The following is a 237-nucleotide window of genomic DNA, read 5'->3' on the forward strand; positions in this document are numbered from 1 at the left end:
CAGGAGTCTTTTGTATGTTTGCTCTTGGACTGCAATGAAACACAACGTTCACTGCAGAGAACTTTACCAGCGTTTGTTGGCAAAAGGAAAACCTAAGAAATTAGCATTAATCGCTGTTTGCAACAAGCTTTTAAGAATCTGTTTCGGTGTAGTAAAAAATAAAACGGCTTATCAACCAGATTATCAAAAAAACTTTAAAATTTTAACCTGATTAATTTGCGTATTAACATAGAACAT

Annotated in this window: 1 pseudogene; it reads left to right on the forward strand. The window is 33.3% G+C overall.

The window, feature by feature from the left end:
• Positions 1-211 (forward strand): annotated as a pseudogene (locus QWT87_RS21230) (IS110 family transposase); the annotation flags it as partial.
• Between the last annotated feature and the right edge of the window lie 26 nt (positions 212-237).

The organism is Chryseobacterium urinae, from assembly GCF_030518295.1.
Lineage (GTDB): Bacteria > Bacteroidota > Bacteroidia > Flavobacteriales > Weeksellaceae > Chryseobacterium > Chryseobacterium mucoviscidosis.